The sequence below is a fragment of the Paenibacillus catalpae genome (genome assembly GCF_900112695.1).
Taxonomy (GTDB): domain Bacteria; phylum Bacillota; class Bacilli; order Paenibacillales; family Paenibacillaceae; genus Pristimantibacillus; species Pristimantibacillus catalpae.
In genome coordinates, this window is the sequence record NZ_FOMT01000003.1 from 177342 (window position 1) to 192389 (window position 15048).

Annotated in this window: 12 protein-coding genes; all 12 read left to right on the plus strand. The window is 47.4% G+C overall.

Annotated features, from left to right (window positions below; genetic code table 11):
- The first annotated feature begins 38 nt into the window (after positions 1-38).
- The 12 genes from BM200_RS14545 to BM200_RS14600 all read left to right on the plus strand — a co-directional run bounded on the left by BM200_RS14545 (position 39) and on the right by BM200_RS14600 (position 15016).
- Complete coding sequence (locus BM200_RS14545) at positions 39-437, plus strand: secondary thiamine-phosphate synthase enzyme YjbQ (protein WP_091186696.1); 399 nt, start codon at positions 39-41, stop codon at positions 435-437.
- Between the two features lie 135 nt (positions 438-572).
- Complete coding sequence (gene leuB / locus BM200_RS14550; protein WP_091186699.1) at positions 573-1652, plus strand: 3-isopropylmalate dehydrogenase; 1080 nt, start codon at positions 573-575, stop codon at positions 1650-1652.
- 148 nt (positions 1653-1800) lie between these two features.
- A complete protein-coding gene (locus BM200_RS14555; protein WP_091186702.1) occupies positions 1801-2349 on the plus strand; it encodes a peroxiredoxin in 549 nt (182 codons plus the stop codon).
- A 304-nt stretch (positions 2350-2653) separates the two neighbouring features.
- Positions 2654-3070 (plus strand): hypothetical protein, encoded by a 417-nt coding sequence (locus BM200_RS14560; RefSeq protein ID WP_091186704.1) that lies wholly within the window; start codon positions 2654-2656, stop codon positions 3068-3070.
- A 162-nt stretch (positions 3071-3232) separates the two neighbouring features.
- Positions 3233-4027 (plus strand): RNA polymerase sigma factor SigI, encoded by a 795-nt coding sequence (gene sigI, locus BM200_RS14565; protein ID WP_091186707.1) that lies wholly within the window; start codon positions 3233-3235, stop codon positions 4025-4027.
- Positions 4024-5319, plus strand: coding sequence for an anti-sigma factor domain-containing protein (locus BM200_RS14570; protein WP_091186709.1), 1296 nt, complete (start codon positions 4024-4026; stop codon positions 5317-5319). Before sigI ends, BM200_RS14570 begins: the two co-directional genes overlap by 4 nt.
- Before the next feature lie 172 nt (positions 5320-5491).
- Positions 5492-6871, plus strand: a complete 1380-nt coding sequence (locus BM200_RS14575) for an ATP-binding protein (protein ID WP_091186712.1) — start codon at positions 5492-5494, stop codon at positions 6869-6871.
- A gap of 73 nt (positions 6872-6944) precedes the next feature.
- Positions 6945-8462 carry a leucyl aminopeptidase gene (locus BM200_RS14580; protein WP_091186722.1) on the plus strand — a complete coding sequence of 506 codons (1518 nt, stop codon included), beginning with the start codon at positions 6945-6947 and terminating at the stop codon, positions 8460-8462.
- A gap of 335 nt (positions 8463-8797) precedes the next feature.
- The gene (locus tag BM200_RS14585; RefSeq protein ID WP_091186725.1) at positions 8798-10366 is read left to right on the plus strand and encodes a response regulator transcription factor; all 1569 of its coding nucleotides are present in this window, start codon (positions 8798-8800) and stop codon (positions 10364-10366) included.
- A 15-nt stretch (positions 10367-10381) separates the two neighbouring features.
- The gene (locus BM200_RS14590) at positions 10382-12115 is read left to right on the plus strand and encodes a sensor histidine kinase (protein ID WP_091186728.1); all 1734 of its coding nucleotides are present in this window, start codon (positions 10382-10384) and stop codon (positions 12113-12115) included.
- A gap of 133 nt (positions 12116-12248) precedes the next feature.
- On the plus strand, positions 12249-13961 hold the full coding sequence (locus BM200_RS14595) for an ABC transporter substrate-binding protein (RefSeq protein ID WP_091186737.1): 1713 nt from the start codon (positions 12249-12251) through the stop codon (positions 13959-13961).
- A gap of 152 nt (positions 13962-14113) precedes the next feature.
- Positions 14114-15016: an ABC transporter permease gene (locus BM200_RS14600; protein WP_245773070.1), complete on the plus strand. Its 903-nt coding sequence runs from the start codon at positions 14114-14116 to the stop codon at positions 15014-15016.
- Positions 15017-15048: the final 32 nt, after the last annotated feature.

Here is a 15048-nt window from a genome sequence, read left to right on the forward strand (position 1 = left end):
TTTTGTTTTGTTCATAGGAAAAGGGGCGAGACGAAGATATGATGACTGAAACGCTGCAAACTTCAAGAAGAGATGAAATGATTGATATTACGCGTAAGGTAGCGTCGATCGTGGCACGGGAAGGAATTCAGAACGGGCTTGCCGTTGTGTACTGTCCGCACACGACAGCCGGCATCACTATTCAGGAGAATGCAGATCCGGATGTAAAGCATGATATCCTGATGCGTCTTAACGAGGTATACCCGTGGGAGCATCCGAAATACCGCCATGCGGAAGGGAATACGGCTTCCCATCTGAAGGCGCTCACGACGGGGACAAGCCAGACGATAGTGATCAACAGCGGCAAGCTGGTGCTTGGAACCTGGCAAGGCATCTATTTCTGTGAATTTGACGGGCCGAGAAGCCGTGAATATCATGTTAAATTGATTAACGGGTAGATAGGCTGACTGCCTTTATAAGAAGCACCTATAAAGATGATAGATTTTATATCTTGGTTTTCATGCAAGAAATGTGGTACAAATGATAACAGAATGAGAATAGCTTAATAGAGCGAATACGAGGAGTGTTTAATTATGTCAGAAGTGAAAAAAATCGCTGTCATCGCCGGCGACGGTATCGGTCCAGAGGTAGTTGGCGAAGCGCTTAAAGTAATGAAAAAAACCGAGGAATTGTTCGGTTACCAATTTGAATTCGAGCATGGTCTGTTCGGCGGTATTGCGATTGATGAGAAAGGTACACCACTGCCGCAAGAAACGCTTGAGATTTGTAAAAATGCAGACGCAGTTCTGCTCGGCGCTGTAGGCGGCCCGAAATGGGACAACAACTCGAAAGAGCTTCGTCCGGAAACAGGCTTGCTCGGCATTCGTAAAGCACTCGGCTTGTTCTCGAACATCCGTCCTGCTAATGTATTCGACTGCCTGAAGGAAGCTTCGACGTTGAAACCGGAAGTGCTGGAAGGTACTGACCTGATCGTTGTCCGTGAATTGACTGGCGGCATCTACTTCGGCGAGAAATTCCGCCGCGAAGGCGCAAATGGCGAAGAAGCTGTTGATACTTGCGTATACAACGTTCAAGAGGTTGAGCGTATCGTACGCCAAGCATTCGAAATCGCAATGACTCGCAGCAAACGCCTGGCTTCGGTAGATAAAGCTAACGTTCTGGAAACTTCCCGTCTGTGGCGTGAAGTGGTTAACCGGATCGCACCTGAGTATCCGGAAGTTGAACTTGAGCATGTACTCGTTGACAACTGCGCCATGCAATTGCTCCGCCGTCCATCCAGCTTTGACGTTATCGTAACGGAAAATATGTTTGGCGACATTTTGAGCGACGAAGCTGCTATGCTGACAGGTTCGATCGGCATGTTGTCCTCCGCATCCCTTGGCGAAGGAAGCTTCGGCCTTTACGAGCCGGTACACGGCTCTGCTCCCGACATTGCTGGACAAGGCATCTCGAACCCGATCGCAACAATTCTCTCCGTTGCACTCATGTTCCGTCTGACATTTGGCTACCATGAAGCAGCCCAAGTCATTGAAGATGCAGTTAAAAATGTGCTTGACGCTGGTCACCGTACAGGCGACATCGCGGTTGATAAGAGCACGGCAATCGGCACAACTGCAATGGGCGATCTGATCGTTGCAGCAATGACAAAATAAGAGTCCCTTATTTATAATCATTATAAAGAAATATTGATTACAATATTGACTTTATTATAGACTGATGTTACTATTCTATAAGTAAGTCACGGAATAATAGTGACATTAACTATAAAAATTGTTGGATTGGTTAAGGAGGAATTGTATTATGGCAGAGCGTTTGGTTGGCCGTCCGGCTCCAGACTTCAAGATGGATACGGCGACAGGTGACGGTAAAGATTTCGGAACAGCAACTCTTGCTGATTACAAAGGTAAATGGCTGGTATTGTTCTTCTACCCACTCGACTTCACATTTGTATGCCCGACTGAAATTACAGCTTTGAGCCTTGCTTCCGAGCAATTCAAAGCACTGAATACAGAAGTTCTTGGTGTATCCGTTGACAGCAAACACAGCCACCGTGCTTGGATCAACACACCAGTTAACGACAATGGCCTTGGCCAATTGAACTTCCCATTGGCTGCTGACATCACGAAGAGCGTTGCTCGTGACTACGGCGTCCTGATCGAAGAAGAAGGCGTTGCACTCCGCGGTCTGTACATCATCGATCCGGATGGCGAAGTGAAATACCAAGTCGTTAACCATAACGACGTAGGCCGTAGCGTTGACGAAACGCTTCGCGTATTGCAAGCATTGCAATCCGGCGGTCTGTGCCCAATGAACTGGAAACCAGGTCAACAAACTCTGGTTGCGAAATAAGCTTTCGTTGCGGACAAGAAGTGCCCGTACCACAAATGTGGTACGGGCCTTTTTTTATGGAAAATAGTAGGCAGCCGAAAGGAAAATCCTGGTTTGCAAGTAGAAAGAAGCCGGATTATGCTTATAAAGCAGGAATTTCGGTATAGAGAAGCGAATAAGTTGAGAAGGAAGCATGCGCTGGTTACCTTGATCCTTACGAATAAAGAATTATCGCAAAGAACGCGAAAATTCTTTTGAGCTGATCCTTACGAAGCAAGAATTATCGCAAAGAACGCGAAAATTCTTTTGAGGAGGTTGTCACCCGATGAGCTTTTGTTGTGGAGCGAGTATGATCGGAACGAAAGGCACTTTGAAGCATATGCGTACTCATATTCATAATGTACCGATACTTTTTTGTCCTGTCTGCCACCGTGTAGAGATTCATTATTTAATTGAGAATGAATATGAAATTTTGGCTGAATATGCGCATGGGGACGGCGCCGCCGAGGTTGATTTCCAGGATTATGTGGAGCAGGAAGGCAAGGCTTTGTACGAGAACTGCGTGAATCACGAGAGTGAGGATCCTATGGAGATTGTACTTAGCCAGATTGATATTTCGCTTGATCTGTTAAGCTTTGCGAAGCAGATTGGCGATGCAGAATGGGAAAATGAGCTTAAGACGCGTTTAGGCATGTTAAGCGGAAGACGAAATAAACTACGGCAGCGACGAACTTCTGTTTAACTTAGAGGATACACCAAAGTTAAGCCTCCGGAGCCGGAGGCTTTTTTATTTCGAATGAGGCTTTCTCATGTTATTTCTCATATTTCTAACATTTGTTAATGTGGAACCCCCTCAAAAATGAAGGGACGTATCGAAACTTATACAGAGAGGAGGATACTCTTCATGTTTAAACGGTTTTTGCGGCGGTCAACTGCCGCTGAAGCTAAGCATGACGAAAGATTAGCTCCTGAGCAAATCATTAAACTTATTCATGATGGCGATGAGCAGCAGAGGGAGAAATTTATTTCCGATTACAAGCCGTATGTAGCCAAGGTTACCAGCGGATTTTGCAAGCGGTATGTAGACCCGACGCGTGATGATGAGTTTAGTGTGGCGTTAACTGCATTTAATGAAGCGATTACGCAGTTTTCCCCGGAGTCGGGCAGATCTTTCCTCAGTTTTGCAGAAACAGTTATGCGCCGAAGACTGATTGACTATGTGCGCAAGGAGCAGCGTCATTTGAAGACGGTGCCCTATACAGCCTTTGATCAGCAGGATGAAGAGGAACAGATTTATAACCCGATTGATACCAAGATGGCATTGCAGGCCTATCAGCTGAAGCAGGACGGCGATGAAAGGCGGCTCGAGATTGAGGAATATACCAAGGAGCTGCAACAGTTCCAGATTTCCTTCATGGAGCTTGCGGAATGTTCGCCCAAGCATGCCGATTCCCGCCTGCTGCTGCAGGGGATTGCACAGACGCTTGCAGGAACGCGGGAGCTGTTTGCCCAGCTGTATGTATCGGGTAAGCTTCCGGTTAAAGAGCTGACGGAGCTATGCGGTGTATCCCGGAAAACGGTAGAGCGCAATCGAAAATATATCATCGCGATTTCACTTATTTTAAATGGTACATATCCATATTTATCGGACTACCTAAATATAACGATATCAATGCCAGGGAAGGAGGCGGGATTATGAAACGAGGGATTGTTCTCTCCATAGAAAAGAAGAAGGCTGTCGTCATGACGGCGGATGGCCAGTTCATTTCAGTCCCGCATCAATCCCATATGCGAGTTGGAGAGGAAGCCGCGATTCCGGCTGAGACCGTGGCGCCTGCGCGCAAACCGAAACGGGTCTATTGGTATACAGGCGCAGCTGCAGCTGCGGCGGTTCTGCTGTTTTTTATCCCGTTCTTTTACCTCACAACGGCGGAGGCACATCCTGTAGTCGCTTACGTGAGTTTGGATATTAATCCAAGCATTGAAATGGGTGTGGACAAACAGCAGCTTGTACAGGAGCTCAAGGGCTTAAACAGTGACGGGCAGGCGATTGTAAGCAAGCTGAGCTTTAAAGGGAAGCCTCTTGACGCTGTTGCAGCTTCTATTATGAGTACGGTCGCGGCTGAGCATTATTTGGACAATCCGAATAAAGACATCGTAATCACTAGTTACATGCTTGATAAACAAAAGGGTGCAGACGATCTTGAGAAAACGGTAGCTGGTGCGGTCGACCAAAAGGTTAAGGAAACCATCAAACAAATCGATGTCAACAATGAACCCAATGTAACGGTGCTTTCCATTCCTTTCGAAGTTCGTGAAGAAGCAGCTGCCAACGGAATATCATCCGGGAAAATGGCCGTTTATTTAATTGCCAAGGATGAAGGCTACGACATCAAGCTCGAACAATTGAAGGGAAAATCTATTGCAGAAGCCACTCAGGAAGCGGGCGGCGTAAAGAAGATTGTCGAGCAAGGCGCAAGCAAAGAGAAGCTGAAAGAGCTGGCTTTGAAGGAAAAGCAAAGCAAGAAACCAGCAAAAGCAACATCTGCTGCGGATAAATCTTCAACTTCTAAAACGGATACCGTTACCGGCAAGAGCCCGAAAACGGATTCGGCAAAAAAAACAGAAACACCGCCGAAGCTTCCGACAAAACCTACAGAAACAAAAAGACCGGGATGGTCAAAAAATAACGAGTCCAATAAACCAAATCGCCCCGTGAAGCCGATATCACCAACCAAGCCCTCTGGCTTGGAAATGGATAAGTGGCCAAACGGGGATTGGTCTAATAATAGAAAAGATCAAAATGACAGAGACGATAACAAGAAAAGCAGCAACACCGATAAGGATAAAGTGACAAATAGCTCAAACCAGCTGGAGAATTGGTCTTGGCGAAATGATGGTAATGATCGCGATGACCGTAATGATAGCGATGATGATCATAAGGATGATAGGCGGAATGAATCGGATAATCGTCATGATCGGAATAGATAAGCTGAGAAGGGATAGGACGATAGGCACGGGAAAATAGTCTTTTAATTAGTGGAAATTGCCCCAGCTTTCGACAAAGTCTCCGATTGACAGCTATTGGTAATAAATCCTATGATAATAGTGATATGTTATGTATGTAAAAGTTGTCTATAGATGTGGCCGGGGAGGGTTGATGATGCATTCCATTAGAAAGCGCTATTTCCCGGCGCTTGCCGAATATATTCGTGGCGGCGAGGAGCAGTCCCTCTACAAAGCATCCGCAATCGGTAAAGACATGCAAAGCTTCAACCCTGAGGAGATTATTGCTGTTCACGAAGAAAGCATTCAATATTTGGCCGCCAATGTGGAATCTGAGGAAGCGGTAAAACTCTATAATCAATCGTTTATGTTTCTTATAGAAGTGATGGTCGCTTACAGGCTGAATGAAGTTCCAGTTGATACCGTTGAGCAAAAATTCTCAGATATGCGGGAAAGGCTTTTTCTGTCCAACCGGTCTTTTGAGATGGTAAAACATAAGTACGAGAATGTCCTCCAGCATATGGACAGCGGGATCGCACTGTTTGACAGTGACGGGATCCTGTCTTTTATTAATGTCCGGATGGCGAAGCTGCTGGATATTCCGCGCAAAACGCTGGTTGGCTGCAATCTGCGGGAGATGCTGCTGCATCCTTTGCTCAAGCGTTCTACCAAGCGTGTTGTTCTCCGCTTATATAAGGAAATGATTCTTAAGCGGAATGTTTATTATGAGTTCCAGGATAAAGACGGCAAGCACCTGCTCGTCACCTTCACCTATGGTGACCAGATGAATGGTGATTTTCTTGTAAGCGTGAAGGATGTATCCGAGTACAAGCAGATCGAGCAGACTGCCCTGCAAAACGACAAGCTGGCGATGCTTGGCCGTATAGCTGCAGCGATCGCACATGAGATCCGAAATCCGCTAACTTCGATTCGCGGCTTTATTCAGCTGCTCCGGCCTTATTTGATGCAGCTGGGCAAGGAAGAATATGCCCGGATTATTCTTACGGAGATTGACCGTGCGAATGATATTATTTTCGAATTTTTGAATTCATCCAAGCCTTCAGCCCCTATGAAGAAATCAGTCTCGATTAACCGGTTGATTCAGGAAGTCATTCTGCTTACAGAAAGCGAAGCCTTGATGCGTAACTGCGACATTCAATTGGAAACCTACGAGAATGATCGCGATCTGATGGTCTCTATCGATGTGAAACAGATCAAGCAGGTGGTCCTGAATATCGTGAAGAACTCTATTGATGCCATTGAATCGCTCCAGGAAGCAAGAAGGGGCCGGATTGATCTTGTTGTAAGGTCTGATGGACAATTCGCGGAGATTACGTTGAAGGACAATGGCAAAGGAATGGATAAAGCGACGCTTGCCCGTTTGTTTGATCCTTTCTTCACAACGAAGGAGGCAGGCACCGGGCTTGGCTTGTCCGTCAGTTACCGGATTATCCGCAATCATGGCGGCTCGATCCGCGTGGACAGCACGGAGGGAAGCGGCACATCGTTTGTTATCTATTTGCCATTAGCTGAATAAACGATTAGAATCGGGGATAGATCGCTATAATCATGCGGTCCCCGATTTTGTCATTGAAAGAGAGGAATTATTAATGCGTACACATTTTACATATGAGGCGGCTGCTACGGCAGGCTCTGCGGATGCGATCGTCAGGCTGATCAATGCGGCAGAGCTTAAGGCTGGCAGCATGGCACAATGGGTGCAGCCGCAGATTGACGAAGCGGTCCGGGGCTTGTTTGCCAAAGGACTGTTTAAAGCTGAGCCGCAACAAACAGAAACCTTGTCGACCCTTGGTCTTCATTCGGCTTCGCATATTATTTTTGCAGGGTATGACGAGCAGACCGGCGTGGACGGTCTTCGTCTTGCTGCGGCTGCTGCTGCAAATGCCTTGAAACGGGTTAAAGCACAAACGGCTCAGATTCGTCTGCCGGAAGCGATCGTTTCTTCTGCAGATTATACGTTGCAACAAGCAGCTCAGGCGTTGGTCGAAGGACTGTCTCTGGCCGTATATGACCGTCTTCCCGATTTGCGTCAGACGAAGCAGCGTTATGCTTTATCCCATGTATCCTTTGTCCCTGCTGCAGGAGCGGCAGTTCCTTCGGATATTGCAGAGCAGTGGAACGAGGGAATTGCCATAGGCCAGTTGTATGCAGAAGGCGTTATGGTTGCGCGTGATTTGACCAATATGCCGGGCAATAAGCTGGTACCGGAGGCTCTTGCTGCGCATGCCGAAGAGCTTGCGAGAGATTATGATCTGGATATTGAAGTATTGGATGAATGGAGCGCAGCCGAGCAAGGGATGGGCGGTCTGCTTGCTGTTGGTCAAGGCAGCATCCATGCACCAAGAATGATCGTGCTTCATTATAAAGGTGCTCCTGATCAGGAGGAGGCTTGGGGCCTCATCGGCAAAGGAATTACCTTTGATACAGGCGGTATCTCTTTGAAGAAAGGCCCGGGTATGGAGGAAATGATCTCCGATATGGGCGGAGCAGCGGCTGTTCTTGGCGCTATGCGCATTATCGCCGAGCTAAAGCCGGAAGTGAATGTGATTGCCGTTATCCCGACAGCTGAAAATATGCCTTCTGCCCAGGCCTTTAAACCGGGCGATGTTATTAAAATGATGAACGGCTTAACGGTAGAAATCGTAAATACCGATGCAGAAGGACGTTTAGTTCTGGCAGACGGCCTGACAACAGCCATCCGCCGCGGGGCAACGCAGCTGGTCGATGTAGCAACACTGACTGGTGCGGTCATGGTTGCATTAGGCACGGAGGCGACTGGCGCCGTAACGAATAATGAAGCATTAATGCAGCAGGTGTCTCAAGCTGCAGTACGTTCCGGTGAGCGGATCTGGCAGCTGCCGGCATATCCGGAATATAAGAGAATGCTTCGAAGCGATGCGGCTGATCTGAAGAACAGCGGCGGACGGTATGCGGGTGCAACGACCGGCGGATTGTTTATCGGTGCTTTTGCAGAGGATTTACCTTGGGTGCATCTGGATATTGCCGGTACGGCATTCCTGGATAAAAGCCGCGGGATTGAGCCAAAAGGCGCAACCGGCGTTATGGTCCGCACACTGGTCGAATTGGTGACGAAGAACGAGGAGTAAGAAGATACATCGAAACAGCTAGTTATGAACGGCTGAAATCCAGGCCGTCATAGCTGGCTGTTTTTGCTTTAATTCACAAAGAATGTTCTATAGTTTTTTGGTATCAATGGTAAAGCGACAGCCGTACAATTCTCGGTGTACACCAAGAAGATAGAGGACAACATGTATTTGAAATCGCTTTCAAATAACTAATAAGCTTTCAAATACCTAACAATAGGAGAATAAGTGATAATCACAGTGGGATGTAGTTACAGAGAATTGATTTTATAATAATGACAGTCATTAAGTATATTCGTGAGCAGTGTTAGAGATTCGGGTGTCAGGGGGCTTTGCAGATGTACAAAGTGTTGCTGGTGGATGATGAAATTTTTGTGCGTAAAGGGTTGCGGAATTTAATAGACTGGGAATCGCTCGGCTATGAAATCTGCGATGAAGCAGATAACGGTCAGGAAGCCCTTGAGAAGATTAAGCAGCTTGAACCGGACTTGGTTATTGCCGATATCCGGATGCCGGTGCTGGATGGGCTGGAGCTGATCCGGACGGTCACGGAAGAAGGCGGGCACAGCCCGACTTTTATTATTGTCAGCGGATATCATGATTTTCAATATGCACAGCGGGCCCTAAGGTACGGGGTTCATGACTATATATTAAAGCCGATTGATGAAGCTGAATTGGAAACCACTTTGAAGGCGCTTTCCGGGACGCTTGGGCTGAAGAAGCTTACCACGATTGCAGGAGACAGCCTCGTGACGGATTCCATCGTAGAAACGCTTGTACAAGGCCAGTTCTCAGAAGCGGATAACGGGGCTTTATCTGCTGCGCTTCAGATGCCGGAGGTCTCCAGCTTCGATTACGCGCTGATCGAGCTTCATTCCAATGCTCAACTGACAGGAAACGAATGGCAGGCTAAGGAGCTGGCTGCCGTGGTCCAATCGGTAACAGCTAACCCGGCCAGCAAAATTCCCGTTTATGAGCAGGCGAGCGGCTTATTTGGTCTGCTTATAGATCTGCGCCAATTCATTTCGCGTGATGGAAGACTTGAATCAGCCTACTCCAATCTTCACGCAGCGATTGCGAAAGCTTCCGGTAGGCCGGTAACGTTATATATCGGCAAGACGGTTAAACGACTTCAGGATATGTGTATTTCCTACCGCTCTGCCAACGAAGCGATGTCCTATAAATATGCGGAGAACGGGACATCTGTTATTTATGCGAGCGGGGTGCAGGGAACACCTCTGTATTATTTCGACGTGGATTCAGAGCTGTACAGCAGGCTTCTCGAACGGCTGGAGGAAAATAATGAGGAGTTATATGAGCAGGATATCGATTTGTTATTCCGGCAATTCGTCGAGAAGAGATTTGCTCCTAATGCGGTAGCCAATACGATTACCCGGTTTGTTATCGGCATTATTAATATTATCCGGAAGATGGATGGCGACGAGAAAGGATTGCGCATGCTTCCATTTATGATGGATGGGCAGAGCGGGTACACCAGGCTGCAAGATTTGAAAGGCTTGTTTACGGAATTCCTCCGCGAAGCGGCGGCTTATTTGGCGGAGCTTCGAAATGAGCAGTCCAAGGGCGGTATCGAACGGATTAAGAAATACATTGAAGCAAGCTATACCGAGAATATTAGCCTTAAGAGTATTGCAGGCAAATTTTATATGAACTCCGTTTATTTGGGACAGCTGTTCCGTAAAACGTATGGCATTTATTTTAATGACTTTCTTCTGCAGATTCGCATCGGGGAAGCGAAGAAGCTGCTTCGCCAAACGGATCTTCGCATGTATGAAATTGCCGAAAAAGTGGGTTTTCAGAACGCCGATTATTTTGTAACCCAATTCGAGAAGCTGGAGAAAGTAACCCCGACCGATTACCGCAACAAGCTGCTGGGCAAAAAATAAACGGGTGGAGATTTGATGGGCAGATTTCATTGGAATCATCTTAAGCTGCGGGACAAGCTCCTGCTAATGTATATCCTCTGTGTATTTATCCCGATCGTTCTGACGAATATCGTCTTCTATAACGTAACGACCAATAATATTAAGAATCAGAAGACGCATGATGCCGACATCGCCCTGGAGAAGCTTCAGGGCGAGCTTCGTGCTGTCATCGATGAAGCGGCGGGCATCTCTTACTTGTATTATATTGACCCCTTTCTAAATGAGCTTCTGGACCGGAATTACGATTCGCAAATCGAATACGTAGAGGCATTCAATAACGTCCGGAGTGTCTTCAACAAATCGGAGCAGGCGTACAAAACGACCAGCTCTACGGTTATTTATACCGATAATCCGACCGTCTTGTCCTCGGGACCTATTATGCCGCTAAGCGATACGGTTAAGGAATCCGACTGGTACCGGGGCTTTATGAAGACGAATGTTTCCTATCCCCTATTCATTCAAGATAACGATACCTTCAGCCTTGTTCAAAGACTGAACTACGTCAAGGGCAACGGGTATAACAATCTGATCAAGATTGATCTAAACATGACGACCGTTAAGCAGCTGTTTGCCATCTCGGGCTTTGAGGGCACGATTTATTTCCTGAACCCGGAAGGGGCGATTCTATATTCCAATGACAACAGCTTGGATTGGCGTTCGCAGGCTTCACAGCTTACAGCCTTGCCTAAGTCCGGCCATTCCCTTTTCTTTGACAAAGTCTATACGAACAACAATTATTTGAATGGCTGGTCGCTGCATGGCGTCATTAACGAGGGGAGCTTCCTGCATGATGTGCGGAAGTCCGGTTCCTTCGTCATCTACTTGGCGCTTATTAATTTCGTGCTGCCGTCCTTGATTATTGCGGCTCTTTCCAGGTCCATACATGTGCGGCTTGTTAAGATCGTCAAGCATATGAAAAAAGTGAAGAATCAGCATTTCGAGACGATTCCGCTTGACGGATCACGTGATGAGATCGGCCAGTTAACCGGTGAATTTAACCGGATGACCGAACGGATCGATAACCTCATTACGGATGTGTATCTTGCCGATATCCAGAAGAAGGATTTGGAGATCCGGCAGCGGCAGGCGCAGCTTCATGCCCTTCACAGCCAGATTAATCCCCATTTTCTGTTCAATTCCCTGGAAACCATCCGCATGCGGAGCATGATGAAAGGGGAGACCGAGACGGCCAAGACGATTCATTATATGGCGAAAATTTTCCGTAAGTCGATATCCTGGAAGCGCAGCTGGGTGTCGATCCGTGAGGAGATTGAGCTGACGGAATGCTTCCTCGAAATTCAGAAATACCGGTTTGGCGACAAGCTGCAGTATCAGCTGACCATCGAGGATGCGGTATATGATCAAATGATACCGAAGATGACGTTCCTGCCTTTTGTCGAGAATGCCAGCATTCACGGGATTGAAAGCACGCCGGGGATTGGCCTGATCCAGATCCATATCGGCATTACCGGCAATAAATTGATGTTCAGACTGACCGATAACGGGATCGGCATGTCTGAAGCCAAGCTGTCAGAGCTGCTGAATTACCTCCGAATGGATGATTCCATGGGTGACAACGTAGGGATGAAAAACGTCTATACCAGGCTTAAATTGTGCTATAAGGACTCCTTCGAATTCGACATCCATAGTGCCGAAGGTCATGGGACCACTGTCGAACTACGTCTTCCTCTCGACATGAACGGCCAATAAACGGCAAAAATGTTGAACTATGCTTTTCAAAGTACGAACTAAAGTTTGAGGGGTAATCAAGATTTCGGATTCGTTTTATGATGAAAGTGCTTACAACAAACACGTTGAAATGACGAAAGGGGTCTAAAAAGAAATGGTTAACAAAAAGCTTTTAACTGTCAGCCTGGCAGCTGCGATGTTAGCTGTTACAGCTTCCGCTTGCGGCGGCAATAACGATAACAATGCAAACAGCGGCAACTCTGGCAACAGCGGCAATGCAGCTACCAATGCCTCCACTTCTCCTGAAGCGGATGACAAAACACCCGTCACTTTCTCGTACTACAGCTTTTCCAGCCAGAAGGATACTCTGGCGAGCGACACCGTTATCGGTAAAGAACTGCAAACCCAGACCGGTGTGGACTGGAAAATGGAGTTCCTCGTTGGCGACCCGCAAACGAAATCCGGCGTTATGATTGCAAGCGGCGACTACCCGGACGTTATCGTGCCGGAAGGCGAAATCGACAAGCTGCTTGACGCTGGCGCATTTATTCCGCTTGACGATCTGATCGAGCAATACGGTCCAAACATCAAGCGCGTATACGGTCCTTATTTCGATAAATTCAGACAAGCAGACGGTAAAATGTACTTCCTGCCGTTTGGAGCTAACCAAGGCTACATCGGCGATCCCGGCATCAGCCAAGGCGCATTCTGGATCCAACGCTCCGTTCTGAAGGAAGCGGGATATCCGAAAGTGAAGACGCTTGACCAATACTTCGATCTGATCAAGCAATACCAAGAGAAGCATCCGCAAGTGGACGGCAAGGATACCATCGGCTTTGCATCGCTTGCAGGTCCTGCCGACAGCTTCTTCTCGATTACAAACCCTGCCATGCACCTTGCAGGTTACCCGAATGACGGCGATGTAATCGTCGACATGAACACTCATGAAGCCAAAACGTATGCAGCTACAGACATCGAGAAAAAATGGCTGCAAAAGCTGAATCAAGTGAACTCGGAAGGCTTGTTCGATCCTGAGACCTTCACAGCGAACAAAGACCAATTCCTCGCTAAGCTGACTTCCGGCCGCGTACTGGGTTACTTCAACTATGCATGGCAAGTTGGAGACGCGACAAACAATCTGAAGAAAGCCGGCATCGACGAGAAGCGTTACGCTCCGCTGCCTATCGTATTTGATGAGAACACGAAAGACCAGTACGTAGATCCGCCTAGCTTTGTTAACAACCGCGGTATCGGCATCTCGGTTAAAGCGAAAGACGCGGTGCGCATCATCAAGTACTTCGATAACTTGCTCAAAGAAGAGAACCAGGTTCTCGTTCAATGGGGCGTGAAAGACCAAAACTATACGGTTGACGCAAACGGCCGTTTTGTGATGGACGCTCAGCAAATTGCCGACCGCAACGACCCCGAGAAAAAACGTACAATCGGATGGCAGTACTTCGAGTACAGCTGGCCTCGTTACGGCAACAACTCCGTACTGGCTGACGGCAATGCTTATGGTGTAGGCAATCAGCCGGAAGTTGCTTATGCCGGCTACACAGATGGCGACAAAGCCCTTCTGGATGCATACGGCGTGAAGACATTCTCCGAGTACTTCTCGAAACCGGATGAGCGTTCTTGGTACCCGGCTTGGAGCATTAACAAAGGTCAAGGAACGCCTGAGCAAATCTTCCAGCAAAAAGCCAGCGACTTGCAGAAGAAATTCATTCCGAAGCTTGTCCTTGCCAAATCCGGCGATTTCGATTCGATCTGGAACGATTATGTAGGCCAAATGAGCAAGCTTGGCGTGAAAGACTATGAAACCTTCGTAACAAAAGTTGTTCAAGACCGTATCGCAGGCAAATGGTAACCAAATAAAAGTAGACGGAAGGCCGGAACGCTATTCCGGCCTTCCGATCTATGATCCATGCAGGATGCTAGAGAGGGGAAGAGCAAGTGGAGAACCTACACGAAGTTACACCAGTTGTCAAAAGCCCAAGAGCAAGCGGATCACGGCTTCAACTGTTCTTTACAAAACTATTGCACCAGAAAACACTCGTACTCATGTCAATGCCATTTGTGTTGTGGCTGTTCCTGTTTAAATATGTACCGCTCTGGGGCTGGACAATCTCCTTTCAAAAGTTTAGACCAGCCAAGGATTTGTTCGATCAGGAATGGGTAGGCTGGAAAAACTTCCGCTTCCTGTTCAACGATGATTCCTTCTATCGCGTGTTAAGAAATACGGTCGTAATGAGCTCAATTAATCTCGTATTAGGTTTTGTTACCGCAATTGTATTAGCCATTCTATTAAATGAGCTTCGCCAAGTTATGTTCAAGCGGGTCGTACAGACGATCAGCTACTTACCGCATTTCATTTCCTGGGTCGTTGCGGCCAACATTATTTCTTCGGCGCTGGCGCCTGAAGGGATCGTTAATATCTTATTAACGAAAATGCATCTTATTGATCAGCCTATCTTGTGGCTGGGCAAAGGGAATTACTTCTGGGGCATCCTTGGAGCATCGGAAGTTTGGAAAAACGTAGGCTGGAATACCATTATCTATTTGGCGGCAATTACAACCATTGATCCTTCCCAATATGAAGCTGCCGAGATTGACGGGGCGAACCGTTTCCAACGGATTCTGCACATTACATTACCGGGTCTTAAATCGGTTATCGTTATCCTGTTGATCATGAATCTTGGAAATATTTTGGAATCGGGATTTGAGCCGCAATACTTGCTCGGCAACGGGATGACCGTGGACTATTCCGAGAACCTTGATATATTTGTCTTGAAATACGGCATGAACATGGGCAACTATTCCTTGGCTACGGCAGCCGGCATGTTCAAAACGGTCGTCAGCTTTATCTTCCTCTTGTCTGCCAATTCCATTGCGAAGCGGCTTGGCGAGAGCAGACTGTTCTAGATTTATCGAATGCAAGCTGAAGCAAGGAGGCT